General features: G+C 60.4%; 15 protein-coding genes. 8 read left to right on the forward strand and 7 right to left on the reverse strand.

Translation table 11 applies throughout. From position 1 onward, the window contains the following. Positions 1-96 precede the first annotated feature (96 nt). Genes BLP82_RS01725 through BLP82_RS01735 form a run of 3 tightly spaced genes read left to right on the forward strand, consistent with a single transcriptional unit; the run spans position 97 to position 2,909 of the window. A complete protein-coding gene (locus BLP82_RS01725) occupies positions 97-777 on the forward strand; it encodes a C39 family peptidase (protein ID WP_092164801.1) in 681 nt (226 codons plus the stop codon). Between the two features lie 58 nt (positions 778-835). Beyond that, positions 836-1,582 carry a hypothetical protein gene (locus tag BLP82_RS01730; RefSeq protein ID WP_092164802.1) on the forward strand — a complete coding sequence of 249 codons (747 nt, stop codon included), beginning with the start codon at positions 836-838 and terminating at the stop codon, positions 1,580-1,582. A gap of 46 nt (positions 1,583-1,628) precedes the next feature. Then, complete coding sequence (locus BLP82_RS01735; protein ID WP_092164803.1) at positions 1,629-2,909, forward strand: transporter; 1,281 nt, start codon at positions 1,629-1,631, stop codon at positions 2,907-2,909. A 161-nt stretch (positions 2,910-3,070) separates the two neighbouring features. Here the strand turns inward: BLP82_RS01735 and BLP82_RS01740 are convergent, their stop codons facing one another. Next, on the reverse strand, positions 3,071-4,396 hold the full coding sequence (locus BLP82_RS01740; protein WP_092164804.1) for a sigma-54 dependent transcriptional regulator: 1,326 nt from the start codon (positions 4,394-4,396) through the stop codon (positions 3,071-3,073). A gap of 341 nt (positions 4,397-4,737) precedes the next feature. Between BLP82_RS01740 and BLP82_RS01745 the strand changes: the two genes are divergently transcribed. From BLP82_RS01745 to nhaB, 3 genes are all read left to right on the forward strand, one after another. Further along, positions 4,738-5,004, forward strand: coding sequence for a hypothetical protein (locus tag BLP82_RS01745; RefSeq protein WP_013693488.1), 267 nt, complete (start codon positions 4,738-4,740; stop codon positions 5,002-5,004). Positions 5,005-5,188: 184 nt separating this feature from the next. Then, entirely contained in the window at positions 5,189-6,478 is a 1,290-nt protein-coding gene (locus tag BLP82_RS01750; protein ID WP_092164805.1) for a hypothetical protein, read from the forward strand. A 95-nt stretch (positions 6,479-6,573) separates the two neighbouring features. Continuing rightward, positions 6,574-8,076, forward strand: coding sequence for a sodium/proton antiporter NhaB (gene nhaB, locus BLP82_RS01755; protein WP_092164807.1), 1,503 nt, complete (start codon positions 6,574-6,576; stop codon positions 8,074-8,076). Positions 8,077-8,238: 162 nt separating this feature from the next. Here the strand turns inward: nhaB and BLP82_RS01760 are convergent, their stop codons facing one another. From BLP82_RS01760 to gnd, 3 genes are read right to left on the reverse strand one after another with little or no spacing between them, the layout of a single operon-like run. After that, positions 8,239-9,057, reverse strand: a complete 819-nt coding sequence (locus BLP82_RS01760; RefSeq protein WP_092164809.1) for an HAD family hydrolase — start codon at positions 9,055-9,057, stop codon at positions 8,239-8,241. Further along, a complete protein-coding gene (gene zwf, locus BLP82_RS01765; protein ID WP_092164811.1) occupies positions 9,054-10,574 on the reverse strand; it encodes a glucose-6-phosphate dehydrogenase in 1,521 nt (506 codons plus the stop codon). The genes BLP82_RS01760 and zwf overlap by 4 nt, the downstream gene beginning before the upstream one ends. Then, entirely contained in the window at positions 10,571-11,575 is a 1,005-nt protein-coding gene (gene gnd, locus BLP82_RS01770) for a phosphogluconate dehydrogenase (NAD(+)-dependent, decarboxylating) (RefSeq protein ID WP_256574159.1), read from the reverse strand. Before gnd ends, zwf begins: the two co-directional genes overlap by 4 nt. Before the next feature lie 250 nt (positions 11,576-11,825). Between gnd and BLP82_RS31115 the strand changes: the two genes are divergently transcribed. After that, the gene (locus BLP82_RS31115; RefSeq protein WP_013693491.1) at positions 11,826-11,999 is read left to right on the forward strand and encodes a DUF6026 family protein; all 174 of its coding nucleotides are present in this window, start codon (positions 11,826-11,828) and stop codon (positions 11,997-11,999) included. Positions 12,000-12,372: 373 nt separating this feature from the next. Then, positions 12,373-14,112, forward strand: coding sequence for a phosphoethanolamine transferase CptA (locus tag BLP82_RS01775; RefSeq protein ID WP_092164814.1), 1,740 nt, complete (start codon positions 12,373-12,375; stop codon positions 14,110-14,112). A gap of 24 nt (positions 14,113-14,136) precedes the next feature. Here the strand turns inward: BLP82_RS01775 and BLP82_RS01780 are convergent, their stop codons facing one another. The 3 genes from BLP82_RS01780 to BLP82_RS01790 all read right to left on the reverse strand — a co-directional run bounded on the left by BLP82_RS01780 (position 14,137) and on the right by BLP82_RS01790 (position 16,352). After that, positions 14,137-14,631 carry a GNAT family N-acetyltransferase gene (locus BLP82_RS01780; RefSeq protein ID WP_092164816.1) on the reverse strand — a complete coding sequence of 165 codons (495 nt, stop codon included), beginning with the start codon at positions 14,629-14,631 and terminating at the stop codon, positions 14,137-14,139. Between the two features lie 57 nt (positions 14,632-14,688). Next, complete coding sequence (gene zapE / locus BLP82_RS01785; RefSeq protein ID WP_092164818.1) at positions 14,689-15,810, reverse strand: cell division protein ZapE; 1,122 nt, start codon at positions 15,808-15,810, stop codon at positions 14,689-14,691. 200 nt (positions 15,811-16,010) lie between these two features. Next, a complete protein-coding gene (locus BLP82_RS01790; protein WP_092164820.1) occupies positions 16,011-16,352 on the reverse strand; it encodes a nuclear transport factor 2 family protein in 342 nt (113 codons plus the stop codon). Positions 16,353-16,378: the final 26 nt, after the last annotated feature.

A 16,378-nucleotide genomic window follows, 5' to 3' on the forward strand; every position in this document is an offset into this window, starting at 1 on the left:
GCTGGCTTTAAAACCGCTATCGCAAGCAAGCTTTGCTCCCACAGGCTCGGCCCCCACAGGGGGCTTTTCCCCGGACGTCCACTAGGCGTATTGATCATGCGTGTCACTGCCGTTTCCCTGCTGCTCTGCCTGACCTGTATGGCCGAAGCGGCGCAGATGCCGGTCGCCGCCCTGCCTGGCGGCATGCTGGTCTACAAACCGGTGCAAAGCGTACGCGAGCGTAAATTCAGCGACATCGTCGAGCAGAAAACCGATTTCAGTTGCGGCGCCGCCGCGCTGGCCACGGTGCTGCGCCAGGCCTATTGGCTTGACGTCGATGAAGAGCACGTCATCAAAGGCATGCTGGTCAATGCCGACCAGGACCTGGTTCGCACCCAGGGGTTTTCCATGCTGGACATGAAGCGCTACGTGGAGACCATCGGCATGCGTGCCCGAGGCTACCGCATACCGCCAGAGAAACTCGAGGCGGTGACGATTCCGGTGGTCGTCCTGATGGAAATACGCGGCTACAAGCACTTCGTGGTGTTGCAGCGGGCCGACAAGCAATGGGTCTACATCGGCGACCCGGTGCTGGGGCACAAGCGCTACGCCCACGATGAGTTCGTCAAAGGCTGGAATGGCATCGTCTTTGCGATCGTCGGCCCGGGCTATGACAAGACCAATGCGCTACGCAGCCCTCCTCAACCCCTGACAGCCCGTAACAAGCTGGACGGTTTCAACCCGGTCAGGGATGCGGAACTGATGGACTTCGGCTTCATACAGAGCGACTTTTTCTAATCGCCGACCACTGCCAACAATAAGTACAAAAAGGAGCAGGACGCTCCGGGAGCAGCACATGAAAACGTCACACTGGCTGTCGCTGGCCTGCCTGCTCGCGACTGCCTCGGGCTATGCCCATGCCGGCTTCAAACCCATCGAAGTCAAGGACCAGGAGCTTGCCGAGCTGCGCGGTCGTTATGTCATGCCCGGCCGAGTCATCAGCTTCGGCATCGTCATGAGCAGTACCTGGCGCAACGCCAGCGGCGACTTGATCGGCGCCACCAGCACCATGCAGATCCAGGCCGCCACCGTCAAACCCGAGTTCTATGTCTCCACCATCAAGCAGACCGGCAATGGCAGCGTCCCGGAACAGGGCAGCGGCAACATGACCGGTGGTGCCGGCCTTGGTACCAGCCAGGGCGTGACCCAGAGCGTGCGTGCCGCGGGCGACGGCAACACGGCCTACAACAACGTCAACATCAATGTGAAAGAGAGCAACCAGGCGCCGGCGCTCGTACCTTCCCAGGGGCAACTGCTGACCAAGGGCCAGACCATCAGCGGCAGCAATGCCGCCGGCAGCGTCGCGGTCACCGCCACCGGCAACGGCGTGCAGATGGCGATCCAGGCCAGCCACAACCAGGGCGGCACCCTGCAACAAGTGGCCCAGGGCGGCTTGCTGCAAAACACTCGCCTGCTGGGCAATAGCAACCTGGTCAACAATATGACGCAGCTCAACGTGGTGCTGAACAACAACGGCCCCAGTGCCGGGGCATTGGACTGCAATCTGACCCAACTGCGCGGCCTCCGTAACCTCGGTTATTGAACTACGCTGTTTTCCGACCATTGGGCAAATAGGGACGGCATATTTCATGTATCGATCCGTATCGTTGCGCGCTGTGATGTGTTTAAGCACGCTGTTCCCGGCGGCCGTGTTGCAGGCGGCCCCGGACGCCGACATCGAGGCCCTGAAACAGGAACTTCTTGAGCTCAAGCAACGATACGAGGTCCAGCAGAAAGCCCTGGCGGTGCTCGAGCAGCGGGTTCGCCAGGTGGAAGATCAACCCGCCGCGCCACCACCCAAGCGCCTGGCCAAATCCCCGGCCGACATGAAAGGCAACCAGACCGTGGCCGGCGGCGCGACAACGGCCGGTGGCAGCGGCTACGGGCAATCCCTGGCCGATGACTCCCAGCCGGCCCAGAGTGTCTCCAACCTCTATGACGAGGCCAGCGGCTTCTTCGGCGGCGGCAAGTTCAGTTTCGAGACCGGCGTGACCTATTCGCGCTACGACACGCGGCAACTGATCCTCAACGGCTTCCTGGCCCTGGATTCGATTTTCCTGGGCAACATCAACCTCGACCGGATCAAGGCCGACACCTGGACGCTGGACCTCACCGGCCGCTATAACTTCGATAATCGCTGGCAGTTCGACCTCAACGTGCCGGTGGTCTACCGCGAATCCACGTATCAGTCAGGCGGCGCGAACAACGGCGCGGCCGGGGTCACCAGCGAAGAAACCGTGACCCGCGACCCGACCATCGGCGACGTCAACTTCGGCATCGCCTACAAGTTCATGGATGAGTCGATCAACTCTCCGGACGCGGTGGTCACCCTGCGGGTCAAGGCGCCCACCGGCAAGGACCCGTTTGGCATAAAGCTGCGCCAATCCCAGGCCAACACCAACCTGTTCGTACCTGACGACCTGCCCACCGGCAACGGCGTGTGGTCGATCACGCCTGGGCTGTCACTGGTCAAGACCTTCGACCCGGCGGTCCTGTTCGGTACCCTGTCCTACACCCATAACTTCGAAGAATCGTTCGACGATATCAGTTCCACGGTCAACCAGAAGGTACCGGGCAAAGTGCGGATCGGCGACAGCTTCCAGCTCGGTGCGGGCATCGCCTTTGCCTTGAACGAGAAGATGAGCATGTCGTTCTCGGTCTCTGACCTGATCCAAAAGAAAAGCAAGCTCAAACAGGACGGTGGCGACTGGGAGTCGGTGACCTCCAGCGACGCCAACGCCGGTTACTTCAACATCGGCATGACCGTCGCCGCATCCGACAACCTGACCATCGTGCCCAACCTGTCCATCGGGCTGACCGACGATGCGCCGGATTTCACCTTTAGCCTGAAATTCCCGTATTACTTCTGATGCCCTCAGGGGTATGTGATGGCCACATATTGCAAGGGCACTGCAAAACTACTGTGGGAGCGGGCTTGCTCGCGAAGGCGGTGTGTCAGTGACATGGATCAACCTGACACACCGCCTTCGCGAGCAAGCCCGCTCCCACAATGGGTTGTGTGTAGGCTGTTCTAGCGAATCTGATGCTTGTGCAGCAGACGATAGAACGTCGGCCGGGATACGCCCAGCACCCGGGCGGCCACGCTCAGGTTGTCGCTATGCCGGTTGAGCACATCGCTCAGGGCCTGGCGCTCTGCGCGGGTCTTGTAATCCTCCAACGTGCCCATCGGTGCCGCGACGCCCTGGTGGCTGGCCAGGCCGAGGTCCCGGGCTTCGATTTGCCGTCCTTCGGCCAGGACCAACCCGCGACGGACGCGGTTGGCCAGCTCCCGCACATTCCCGGGCCAGTCGTGCATGCCCATCGCCACCAATGCATCCTCGCTGAAGCTGCGGGGGCGGCGGCCGGTTTCCTGACTATAGAAATGGGAAAAGTGGCTGGCGAGCATCGCCAGGTCGCCATGGCGTTCGCGCAAGGGCGCCATCGCCACTTGCAGCACGTTCAGGCGGTAGTAGAGATCCTCGCGAAAATGCTTTTGCTCGATGGCCGCCTCAAGGTCCACATGGGTGGCCGCCAAGACCCGCACATCGACCGCAATCGGCTGGCTGCCACCGACCCGTTCAATGTGTTTTTCCTGCAGGAAACGCAGCAGATTGGCCTGCAACTCCAACGGCAGGTCGCCAATTTCATCGAGAAACAGCGTGCCTCCGTGGGCCGCCTCGATCCGTCCGATCTTGCGCTGGTGAGCGCCGGTAAACGCGCCCTTTTCATGCCCGAACAGCTCGGATTGGATCAGGTGTTCCGGAATGGCGCCGCAGTTGATGGCAATGAACGGCTTGTTGCGCCGGTGGGACTGACAATGCAGGGTGCGCGCCACCAGTTCCTTGCCGGTGCCGCTCTCGCCGCGAATCAACACCGGCGACTCGGCGGGCGCCAACTTGCTCAATAACTTGCGCAGTTCGCGGATCGGCTTGCTGTCACCCAGCAGTTCATGTTCGGGCCGATCGATGTGAATCGAGCCCTGCCCCCGCAAGCGCGCCATGCCAAACGCCCGGCCCAGTGTGACTTGGACCCTGGACACGTCGAACGGCAAGGTATGGAAATCAAAAAACCATTCGCAGACAAAATCACCGACGTTTTGCAGGCGCAACACTTCCTGGCTGAGCACGGCGATCCATTCGGTGCCGCTCCGGCTGATCAACTCCTTGACCGCTTCCGGACGCTCCAGGTGGAAAGGCTGCAAGCGCAACAGACCGACGTCACAGGTCCGATCGCCGGCGTGTTCGAGGGCGCAACTGTCCACGTCCCAACCAATGGCGCGCAGACCTGGCAACAGGCGATGACAATCGTCGCAGGGATCAACCACGAGCAGACGACGTGACGTACTGGCTTCGACCATGACTGATCCTTGGCGCCAAAATAAAGAAATATGATTAGAAACAGTCGTTTGGCAAACCTGCATGTAACAGTAGCAAGAAGTTGACGCACCCTTGTATCAATTGATTATCGAGATCGCCTCAAACTGGTTATAAGCAAGCGTTTCGTTAGTTGTTGTGGGCGTTTTTCTTTCAGGAGGCTTTCAAACAAAAGAGCAAAAGCCTGGTCTGAAAGAAAATCGAAATTTATTTAAATAATGTGTGACCCGCCTACCGGTTCGGGACATCAGTACAAGTAACCAGCCGCACGGTACGCCCAACCGACGGCACATCATTTGTTTGGGCACACTTGAGAGAAAATGCCATGAACGCCCCGCTCCGTATCAACGAAGCTCTTTTGATTGCCGACCGCGCATTCCGTCCTTTCCAATGCGTGGCCTGGGCTCCACAAGACGGTAACGGCGAACTTAGCCTGACCGTCATCGACCGTACCAATACCCATATTGGCCGCACTCAGATTCCAAGCAGCGCCTATACCGACCCGGTCCAACTGGCCGATCTGTTGAAACAGGCCCGTGCCGAATTGAGCCAGGAAGGCTATACCTTGCAATCCTGGTCGATGCCCGAATAAACCGCCGGTAGAGCCTGTTATCGATTGCAGGCTTGGCATTGGGTTGTAAAGCCATTGTTATGGCACGCATCGCCCCTGTAACTGCAGTACCTGACAGTTGTGCATTGTCACATTCAAGGATTGAATGTTGCCCTCATGCAGTCATCGCCCTTTCGGGCCGGTCGACACGCAAGGAGAGGCAGGCATGCTCGATCAGTTCGCGTTGGAACTCCCCCCGGCCCTGACCCACGCCGGGCAACTTGACCCAGGCTTTGCCGCCAACGGCAAAGCCTGGGTTCATTTCGAAGGCAGCACGTCGAGCCTGATCACCGGATTGACCCTCGACCGTGCCGGCCGAATCCTCGTCGCGGCCAGGATCGAGACCGCCCATGGCAGCCGGTTCGGGCTGGCGCGGCTCAACCATGACGGTTCCACCGATCCGGGTTTCGGCAGCCACGGCTGCGTGATCGGCGCGTTCGAACAGGGCTTCGAAGCGACGGCGGGCAAAGTGATCGAGCTGCCCGACGGGCACATCCTGCTGTCCGGCCTGCACTATGAAAACAACGAACACACCCTTCCCGCCCTGGCGCTGTTCGATCAGCAGGGCCATGCCGTCCAGAGCTTCGGCAATGCTGGCCGACACCTCATCCGGCTCTGCGGCCATCTCTCCCAAGGCCTGCGCGATCCCTGGCTGCCGCCCGGCGTGCCAGGCCTCGAGGCCTGCGACATGCAAGTGCAGGCCGATGGCCGGATTCTCTTGCTCGCCAACCATCACTATCAATTGTCCGACCATGTCGGTGTATTGATCCGGCTCCTGCCGGACGGGACCCTGGATACCTCGTTCAACGGTCGCGGTTTCGTAATGGTCCGACGCGCGTTGAAAAATACCTGGCTTGGCTGCCTGATGCTCCAGGCTGACGGTCATATTGTCGTCGGCGGCGCCATTGACTTGCCCCAGCATGGCTTGATAGCCCGTTATGACAGCAACGGCAAGCTCGATGACAGCTTCGGTGAAGAGGGCTTCCTGTCCATCCTGGCGCAGGGTCATAGCGTGATGGTCAGCCAGATCGTTCAGGATGCGAGCGGCAATCTACAAGCCTTTGGCAGCAGCCGCGATCCGATGCACAGCCTGTCCCTGAAAGTGCGCCTGGACGGCACGCCGGACCGTCATTGCAACCAGGGCCAGTGTCAGCTCATGGCGATCGGGCGCAACGCCAGCCAGTGGACGGCGGCCCAGCTTCAACCGGATGGCAAGCTGGTGATCGCTGGCGCCACCATCGGCGGTATCGAAGCCGACTTCGTGCTCGCCCGGCATTTGCCGGATGCCAGCCTCGATCCGGATTTCGGTGAAGGCAAAGGCTGGGTTCGCACTCGACTCGGTTACAGCCTGGACACCGCCACCGCCCTGGTGCTGCAGTCTGACGGCAGAATCCTGGTGGGTGGCTACTCGCTCCAGGGGCATTATCGAGCGGTGATTGCGCGGTATTGGGCCTGAGTCAGATCGTCGTGGGCGAACGGTATTCATGCCTACGCTTGATATTCCCCATTTGTTACGGCAAGTTGCGCGCTTCTAATTAAAAGGAGCAGCCGATGTCCGGTTCGATGGCTCAAGCTTTCGCGCACAACTTTCTTGGGCATTCCCCGCGCTGGTACAAGGCGTGCATCATCACCTTTCTGGTTCTCAACGCCGTGGTGCTGTGGACCCTCGGTCCGGTGGTCGCCGGCTGGATGCTGGTCGTGGAGTTCATCTTCACCCTCGCCATGGCCCTCAAATGCTACCCGCTGATGCCCGGTGGGCTGCTACTGGTCGAAGCCCTGCTGTTGGGCATGACCACACCCAAGGCGCTGTATGATGAATTGCTGCATAACTTCCCGGTCATCCTGCTGCTGATGTTCATGGTGGCCGGAATCTACTTCATGAAGGACCTGCTGCTGTTCCTGTTCTCGCGCCTGCTCCTGGGTGTGCGCTCCAAGGCACTGTTGGCCTTGATGTTCTGCTTTCTCTCGGCATTTCTGTCGGCATTCCTCGATGCCTTGACCGTCACGGCGGTGATCATCAGCGCCGCGGTGGGCTTTTATTCGGTGTACCACCGCGTGGCATCGGGCAACGATCCGCGCCAGGACAGCAGCGTCGATGAAGACCACGGCCTGCCGTCGCTGCACCATGGCGACCTGGAACAGTTCCGGGCATTCCTGCGCAGCCTGCTGATGCATGGTGCCGTCGGCACGGCGCTGGGCGGTGTCTGCACCCTGGTGGGCGAACCGCAGAACCTGCTGATCGGTCACGAGATGGGCTGGCATTTCGCTGACTTTTTCCTGAAAGTCGCGCCGGTGTCGCTGCCAGTGCTGGTTGCCGGGCTGGTGACCTGTGTGGCCCTGGAAAAGCTGCGCTGGTTCGGTTACGGCACGCTACTGCCGGACAACGTTCGCACTGTGCTGGCCGATTATGCTGAGCAGGACAATCGCGAGCGCACCGCACGCCAGCGCGCAGCCCTGATCGTCCAAGGTCTTGCCGCACTTATCCTGATCGTCTGCCTGGCCTTGCACATTGCCGAAGTCGGCCTGATCGGCTTGATGGTCATCGTGTTGATTACCGCCTTCACCGGCATCACCGACGAGCATCGACTGGGCAATGCGTTCAAGGACGCCATGCCGTTCACGTCGCTGCTGGTGGTGTTCTTTGCAGTGGTGGCGGTCATTCACGACCAGCAGTTGTTCACGCCACTGATCCAGTGGGTCCTGGCCCTGCCCGCCGACCAGCAGCCCGGCATGCTGTTCATCGCCAACGGCCTGCTCTCGGCCATCAGCGATAACGTGTTCGTGGCGACCATCTACATCACCGAGGTCAAGCAGGCCTTCGTCTCCGGCCACATGAGCCGCGAACAGTTCGAGACCCTGGCGGTGGCCATCAACACCGGCACCAACCTGCCGAGCGTCGCGACACCCAACGGCCAGGCTGCCTTCCTGTTCCTGCTGACCTCGGCGATTGCACCGCTGATTCGCCTGTCTTATGGCCGGATGGTCTGGATGGCCATGCCCTACACCGTGGTGATGGGCGGTTTGGGCTGGTATGCGGTGACTTACTGGCTGTAAGCAATTTCTGAGTAAAACCTGGGGCGAGGAACCTTGCTCCCGCTGGACTGTACGTAGGAGCTGTCGAGTGCAACGAGGCTGCGATCTTTCCCCAGACACTTAAGTCTCAAGCGAAAGATCAAAAGATCGCAGGCTTCGCCAGCTCCTACAGGTCAGGACATCCTACGGCAGGATGTACCGCTCGATCGCCAGGGCCGCGCCATCTTCGGTCACGGCGGCGGTCACCACATCCGCCTGACGCCTGATCGCCTCCTCCGCCTGCCCCATGGCAATCGATAATCCCGCCCGGTGAAACATCGCCGGGTCGTTGCCACCGTCGCCCATGGCCGCGGTCTGCTCCAATGGCACGTCGAGGAAGGCGGCCAGGGTCGACAGCGCTTCCCCTTTGTTCGCCTTCATCGCCGTCACATCCAAGTAGATCGGTTGTGAACGCGACACCTGGGCCTGGCCCTTGAGCAGCGGATGCAGCCGAGCCTCCAGTTCCACCAGCAAGTCAGTGTTGGCGCTGGTGGCGACGATCTTGTCGATCCGCTCCAGGTAAGGCTCGAAACTCTCGACTTCAACCGGCGGGTAGCCCAGGCCACGCGTCTCCACCGGCACCATCGGCCCGTGGGCGTCACGTACCAGCCAATCGCCATCGGCGAATACCCAGACTTCGATGCCCGACTGATCGGCGTACAGCGCCAGGGTGGCCAGTGCCGCCTCCGGCGGCAGGTAATGGACAGCGAGGAAACTGCCGTCGGGATGAACCAGCGTGCCGCCATTGAACGCCGCCGTGGGCAGGTCGACGCCCAGGGCCTCGATCTGCTGCAACATCGCCCGCGGCGGCCGCCCGGTGGCGAGGCTGAACAGCACGCCAGCTTCACGCAATGCGCGAACCGCAGTGATGGTGCGCTGGTTGAGACTGTGATCAGGCAACAGCAGTGTGCCGTCCATGTCGCTGAGTAAAAACCGGATGGGGCGCTTCACCAGATCACTCATCCGAGGCCATGCCAGACGCGATTGTCGCGAGTCAGCAAGTCGTCGGCGGCCGCCGGGCCATCTTCACCGGCCTTGTAAGGCTGGACCGTTGCGTCCTGCTGCCATGCATCGAGGAACGGTTGCACGGCGCGCCAGCCGTTTTCGATATTGTCGGCGCGCTGGAACAGAGTCTGGTCACCGGTCAGGCAATCGTAGATCAGGGTTTCGTAACCCGTGGACGGCTGCATTTCGAAGAAGTCCTTATAGGCAAAGCCCAATTCGATATTGGCCATGTCCAGCGCCGGCCCCGGCCGCTTGGCCAGCAGGTCGAACCACATGCCTTCATTGGGCTGAATCTGGATTCTCAAGTACGTGGGTTGCAGTTCGTCGACTTCAGTGTCGCGAAACTGCGCGTAAGGCGCCGGCTTGAAGCAGATGACGATCTCCGTATCCCGCACGCTCATGCGCTTGCCGGTGCGCAGGTAGAACGGTACGCCCACCCAACGCCAGTTATCGATCATGACCTTGAGGGCCACGTAGGTCTCGGTGTTGCTGTCGGCGGCGACGTTGGCTTCCTGGCGATAACCGGTCACCGCCTTGCCAGCGACTTCACCGGCGGTGTACTGGCCACGGATCGAGTTGGCGCGGGCCTGTTCCACCGACCAGGGCCGGATCGCCCCGACGACCTTGGCCTTTTCCCCACGCACGGCGTCGGCCCCAAATGCCGCTGGCGGCTCCATGGCCACCATCGCCAGCAATTGGAACAGATGGTTAGGCACCATGTCCCGCAGGGCGCCGGTGTGTTCATAAAAACTGCCACGGGTTTCCACACCGACGGTTTCGGCGGCGGTGATTTGTACGTGGTCGATGTAGTGGTTGTTCCAGAAAGCCTCGAACAGGCTGTTGGAGAAACGGCTGACCAGAATGTTCTGCACCGTCTCCTTGCCCAGGTAATGGTCGATGCGATAGATCTGTTTCTCGCTCATGACCTTGAGCAGGCAGGCGTTCAGCGCTTCGGCGGTTTGCAGGTCGGAGCCGAAGGGTTTTTCGATCACCACCCGCCGGAAAGCCCCCTCCTGCTCCTGAAGCAGCCCGGCCGCACCGAGGCGGCTGACCACTTCACTGAAAAAACGCGGCGCGGTCGCCAGGTAGAAGACCGCGTTGCCGGTGCCGCTGGCGGCGATTTTCGCCGCCAGCGCCTGGTAGGTGTCGTCATCGAGGAAATCACCCTGGATGTAGCTGATGCCCTGGGCCAGCTTGGCCCACAGCGCCGGATCGAGCGCGCGGTCGGCATCACCGCCCTTGCTCGCCGCTTCGTTACGGATGAAGTCTTCGAGCTTCTTGGCAAAATCCACATCGCTGATGGCGTTGTGGTCAACTCCGACGATGCGCAGCCCATCCTCCAGCAGACCGTCGCGACTGAGGTGGTAAAGCGCCGGCATGAGCAGGCGCTTGACCAGATCGCCATGGGCGCCGAACAGGAACAACGTGGTCGGCGGCGCAGGTTCTGCCTTGGATTTGCTGGCGATCGAGGTCATTTCTTCGGCGTCTCCACGTGGCCGCCAAAGCCGAAACGCATGGCCGAGAGCATTTTGTCGCCGTAGGTACTTTGCTGGCGCGAGCGGAAACGGGCGAACAGCGAGCTGGACAGGACCGGAACCGGCACTGCTTGCTCGATGGCGGCCTCGATGGTCCAGCGCCCTTCCCCACTGTCGGCGACTTCACCGGAAAAACCGTCCAGTTTCGGATCGCTGGCCAACGCGTCGGCGGTCAAATCCAGCAACCAGGACGACACCACGCTGCCGCGCCGCCAGACTTCGGCGATATCGGCGACATTCAGGTCGAAACGCTGCTCCGGGGGCAGGCTTTCACTGGATTTGGTCTTGAGGATGTCGAAGCCCTCGGCGAAGGCCTGCATCATGCCGTACTCGATGCCGTTGTGGATCATCTTCACGAAATGTCCCGAACCCGCCGGGCCCGCGTGGATGTAGCCACGTTCGGCACGGTCATCGTCGGATTTGCGATCACGGGTGCGCGGGATGTCGCCCATGCCCGGCGCCAGGCTGTCGAACAGCGGGTCCAGGCGCTTCACCACCTCGGCCTCGCCGCCAATCATCATGCAGTAACCGCGCTCCAGGCCCCAAACACCGCCGGAGGTGCCGACATCGATATAGCTCAGGCCTTTTTCCGACAAGGCCTGGGCGCGACGGATGTCGTCCTTGTAATACGTGTTGCCGCCGTCAATGATCACGTCGCCCGGCTCGAGCAGCTCGCTGAGAACGTTGATGGTGTCTTCGGTGGGTGCGCCTGCCGGCAGCATGACCCAGACCGCCCGTGGCTTTTCCAGGCCGGCGACCAGCGCCGGCAGGTCCGCCACGCCCGTGGCGCCTTCCTGGCGCAGGTTTTCGACAAAAGCGGCATTGCGGTCATAGACGACGGTGGTGTGCCCATTGAGCATCAGGCGCCGTGCAATATTGCCGCCCATGCGGCCCAGTCCAATGATCCCGAGTTGCATGTGCTGATGCTCCCTACTACAAATAAAGGTGTGTCAAAGATTTAACACTATCGACTAATGGAGGTTAGTCCAGAGCATTGCTGCATAGTTTCCGGGTAATTCGAGCGATCACAAGGGATAACGCTCAAGATCCGGCCAAAGACACAGCGACCATGAAAAATAAAAAAGTTCCAATCACAAGCAAAAGAAATCAGAATCGGCGCCGATAGTAGAGGTGTCGACCAAATCATGGCGACATCTCTATAGTTGATGTACGCCATTTGCGAGGTGAGCAATGGGCCCTGTCGTTACCGCACGTCCTCCCCAAACCCTTTATGTGACCATTCGTCGCGATGAATTGCGCCTACTCAAGGAAGAACGCGATCTGCTGCTCGATGAAGTGACGCAGTTGCGCATGCAGCTGCAACACGCACAGCTGTCCCACCAGAGCCAGTCCCTGGCTCGGTAACCGCCCCATAGGCACAGTCGAAGAAGTGATGCTGGTCAAACAGCGTCACTTTCATGCAAGTCCTGCCGTGCCCACTTGAGGCGAGAACTCTATCTGTGGGAGCAAGGCTTGCCCGCGATGAACGATAACGCGGTTCAGCTGTTCGACCGCGGCGCGGCTATCGCGGGCAAGCCTTGCTCCCACAGGTCCCGCCCCTAGAGACAAATCCCCTTGCCACAGGTGCATTCGTACCTCACGTGCATTTTGTATCCGAAAAACTCACAAAGTTTTCACAACCGGCTCGTAATACTCCCCGCCTTTAGGGTTGCTCGACGCAGGCCTGCGGTCACCAATCCGGTGCCGGCAGCCTCGTCGATAAAGGCTGGAGCGCTTGATGAGCTTGTTCAAACGCAGCAAAACGACTGCGAAAGGTTTCGACTGGGCCGGACTCGGCTGGCTGTTTCTGTTCTTCTGGTATTTCTCGGGCATCACCCAACTGCTCATCCTGCTGAGCGACACTTCCGGTTTCACCGGCTTTCGCCAAGCGTTCGTGATGAGTGCGGTGTGGCTGGCGCCCCTGCTCCTCTTCCCCACCCGTACACGCGTGCTCGCGGCATTGATCGGCGTGGTGCTGTGGGCTTGCTCCATGGCCAGCCTGGGCTACTTCTTCATTTACCAGCAGGAATTTTCCCAGAGCGTCATTTTCATCATGTTCGAATCGAACGTGTCTGAAGCCGGCGAGTACCTGACCCAGTATTTTGCATGGTGGATGGTGGCGGCGTTCCTGGCCCACACCGCTGTTGGCTATTGGCTCTGGACCCGTCTGCGTCCGGTGTACCTGCCTCGGGGCCAGGCCATGGTCGCCGCAGCCGTCATCGTGCTCGCCGTGGCCGGTTATCCGCTGGTCAAGCAAACCCTGCGCACCGGCAGTTTCGCCGGTGGCCTGGAGAAGTTCGAAGATCGCATCGAGCCGGCCGTGCCATGGCAGATGCTGGTGGCCTATCGTCGCTACGGTGAACAGCTGGAAAACATGCAAGGCATGCTCCACAGCGCCAGCAAGATTGCTCCCCTGAGCAATCTCAAGGATGCCACCGCAGAACAGCCAGCCACCCTGGTGCTGGTGATCGGCGAATCCACTAACCGCCAGCGCATGAGCCTGTACGGTTACCCGCGGGAAACCACGCCGGAGCTGGACAAGCTCAAGGACCAGCTTTCGGTGTTCGACAATGTCATCACCCCGCGCCCCTACACCATCGAAGCGCTGCAGCAGGTGCTGACGTTCGCCGACGAGGAGAGCCCAGACCTGTACCTGAGTACGCCATCGTTGGTCAGCATGATGAAGCAGGCCGGCTACAAGACCTTCTGGATCACCAACCAGCAGACCATGACCAAGCGCAACACCATGCTCACGACCTTTTCCCAACAGGCCGATGAACAGGTGTACCTGAACAACAACCGCAACCAGAATGCCGCGCAATACGATGGCGACGTGATCGAACCGTTCAACAAGGCCTTGGCCGACAGCGCCCCACGCAAGCTGATTGTGGTGCACCTGCTCGGCACCCACATGAGCTATCAGTACCGGTATCCGCCGACGTTCAACAAATTCACTGACCGCCAGGGCGTACCGGCGGGCTTGCGTGATGACCAAGTCCCGACCTACAACAGCTACGACAACGCGGTGCTGTACAACGACTTCGTGGTATCCAGCCTGATCAAGGATTACGCCAAGACCGATCCCAACGGCTTCCTGCTGTACCTCTCGGACCACGGCGAAGACGTGTTCGACTCGCCGGGACACGGCACGCTGGGCCGCAACGAAGGCAAACCGACCGCACCGATGTACACCATTCCTTTCATGGCCTGGGCTTCGCCCAAGTGGCGCGAAAACCATGACTGGAACTTTGCCGGCGAGCTGTCACGCCCCTACAGCAGTTCACACCTGATCCACACCTGGGCGGACCTGGCCGGCTTGAGTTTTGACGAGCTGGACCACAGCAAGAGCCTGGTCAGCGATGACTTCAAGGCCCGTCCACTGCTGATCGGCAACCCGTATCAAACCCCACGCAAGGCCCTGATCGACTTCAGCCTGATGCAGCCCAAGGCGCCCTTGGCCGAAGTCGTGCAGAAATAATCGAAACCGATCGGATGCCCGCTTTTACAGGGGCTTGATCCAGAACTGCATAGGGCCGTGGGCGGGGTCGAACATGCCAGGGGCAAAGCCGAACTTGGCGTAGCTGCCCTGCGCCACGGCATTTTCCTGAAGCACTTCCAAAGTGATCTTGCAGCAACCGCGCTGGCGGGAAATATCCTCGACCTTCTGCAGCATCTTCTGGCTCAACCCGAGGCCGCGAAATTCCGGCATCACCGCCACGTCGTGGATGTTCACCAAAGGCCGGCAGGCAAAGGTTGAAAAACCTTCGAAACAATTAACCAGCCCCGCCGGCTCGCCGTTGACAAAAGCCAGCACGCTGAAGGCATGAGGACGCTTGGCCAGTTCCTCGGGCAGATGCAACAGCACCTCGGTCGGCAACGGATGTCCTCCGCCCATCGGGTCCTGCGCATAGCCGTTGAGCACATGACAGATCGCTTCGGCGTGGACCGGGTTGGTGTAGCTGGCTTGCAGAACAAGAATGTCCTTGGGTTCTTCCATGACCTTCCATCTCACTTCGGTAGTACCGGCGGCTCGATGCCGTCGGCGGGATACAGGTCAGGCTGGCTGACCAAAACGTTGCATTTGCATTTCCTGGAGGCGACTGAGCGTACGGCGAAACGGGAATTGCAGATAGCCCTCGGTGTACAACTCATCCATCGGCACCGCAGCCGAAAGGCACAACGGTACCTTGCGGTCATAGCATTCATCGACCAGGGCGATGAACCGTCGCACGCCGTCGTCGTGGACCGATAACTGCGGCAACTCACGGTCACCGGCCACGACCCGTTCAACGCCGTCCTCGGTGCCACGGGCAATGCGCCCCTCGCGTTGTTCGGCGCTCAGGCAGGGCACGTCACTGAGCAGGATGACGCTGAAGCGGTCGCACAGCGCCATGAAATCCAACGCTGAGAACGGTTGCTCACACAGGTCGGCGTAACGACTCCAGAGCACCGTATCGCTGGCCTGGACCGGTTCAAGCAGGCGATGGCCCACGTCAATCGGCGCGCGGCTCGACACCTGCCCCTTGGTCAACAGGTTGAAGACATCGCCCAGCGGATCGGGCTGCCCGGGATCGCGCAGCCAATAACGCTGCTGCAATTGGCCTGGGTGCTGGCGATGGTCTTGCCAGCCGTTCACCGGCACGATCTGCATGTGCTGCTTGATCGCGGTGATGGTCGGCAGGAAGCGCTCACGGTTGTGGCCGTTGGCATAGAGTTCTTCCGGTGGCAGGTTGGAGGTGCTCACCATCACCATGCCCAGCTCGAACATCACCTGGAACAAGCGCCCGAGAATGATCGCGTCACCAATGTCGTTGACGAACAGTTCGTCGAAACACAGCACCCGTACTTCTGCGCTCAACTCCCGGGCCAGGGCTTGCAAAGGATCCGGCGTGCCGGTGAGCTGGAACGAACGCTGGTGCACCCACGCCATGAAATGATGGAAGTGCTGACGGCGGGCCGGCACCTTGAGGCTTTCATAAAAGCGGTCCATCAGCCAGGTCTTGCCACGCCCCACCGGGCCCCAGAGATAAACGCCCTTGATCGACTTGCGCCCTTCGTGCAACGCCTGGTGGCATTGCTCCAGCGCCATGATGGCCAATTCCTGGGCCTCGTCCTGGACGAAACCGTGGTGTTCGATGGCATGCTGCCAGGCAGTCAAGGGGGAGTCGAAAGTCATACGGCCCGGGTCCGGAAAACGAAGGTGGGGAGTATGCCATGCGAAACGCTCAGAAGAACCGTGCCTCCTGTGGCGAGGGGATTTATCCCCGCTCGGCTGCGAAGCAGACGCCAGGCCTCAAACCGTATGGGCCTGCTTCGCAGTCCAGCGGGGATAAATCCCCTCGCCACAATAGTGTTCACATAACAGGGTGCAGACTGCTAAATCGAGATATCCAACCGACTGATCTTGCCCTGCTCATCGAGCCGAAAGGTATAACGCAACTCCAGCGGGCTTCCGGGGAATGTTCCGGAGATCAGGTTCTGCACCAGCACCTTGCCAGTGCGCTGCTGCACATTGAGGACTTCCACCCGCGGCTGGAATCGCTGGGCGGTGTCTTCCATCCATTGGGCGATGGCCTGGCTGCCAACGCGGTGCTGGCCTTCATCGAACACGTTGGCATCCTCGGCGAAGAAACGCGTCACCGCCGAACTGTCACGGGCATTGGCAGCCGCGATGTAGCCGGCGATGGCCGGGGCCAGGGAAGAGACGGGATTGGACATGGTATGGCTCCTTGTTTTATCGATCT

The organism is Pseudomonas sp. NFACC37-1, from assembly GCF_900101575.1.
Lineage (GTDB): Bacteria > Pseudomonadota > Gammaproteobacteria > Pseudomonadales > Pseudomonadaceae > Aquipseudomonas > Aquipseudomonas fluorescens_AA.